Genomic DNA, 553 nt, shown 5'->3' with positions numbered 1-553 from the left:
GACCTGTGGGAGAACGAACTTCTCGGCGCGATGGCGCTGGCCGTACGCCGGGGCGCGCGCATCATCAACCGGCTCTTCACAATCGAGGGTGTAGTCGAGGGCGGAAGCCGCCGGTCTCCAGCAGGCTGCGGGCGATGTAGTTGGCGAGGTTCCGGAAGCCGAGGGCGGAGCCGCGTAGGTGTTCCAGGCGGCCGTTGATCGCCTCGGTGGGCCCGTTGCTGGTGCCGGGCCGGTCAAAGTAGGCCAGGACGTCCTCGGCGCGCTTCTTCAGCGTCCGCCCGAGGGTGAGGAGCTCGGTCAGGGCGGGTGGGACGCCGCAACTGAGCGACTGGATGAGGGCAGTCATGAGCTGGCGGCCGCGGGCGCGGTCGGGGTCGCGGTAGGCGCTGATCATGCGCTGGTAGATGCCCCAGGTCGCCTCGACCTGGACATGCTCCTCGAGGTTGAACAGCGCGGTCAGCCGTTGGTGCTGCCGGTCGGTGAGGAGGTCCGCGCCGGTGTGCAGGGTGCGGCGGGCGCGATAGAGCGGGTCGTCCTTGCGGCCACGGTGGCC

1 protein-coding gene is annotated in these 553 nt (G+C 70.0%); it reads right to left on the bottom strand.

Translation table 11 applies throughout. The features are described from left to right. Positions 1 to 76: 76 nt before the first annotated feature. The coding region (locus G9H72_RS20770) for a transposase (RefSeq protein ID WP_166174755.1) at positions 77 to 553 on the bottom strand (477 nt) is incomplete at its 5' end.

The organism is Motilibacter aurantiacus (assembly GCF_011250645.1).
Taxonomy (GTDB): Bacteria; Actinomycetota; Actinomycetes; order Motilibacterales; family Motilibacteraceae; genus Motilibacter_A; species Motilibacter_A aurantiacus.
The sequence above is the reverse complement of the archived record's forward strand: the minus strand, read 5'-3'. Positions and strand labels throughout refer to the sequence as shown.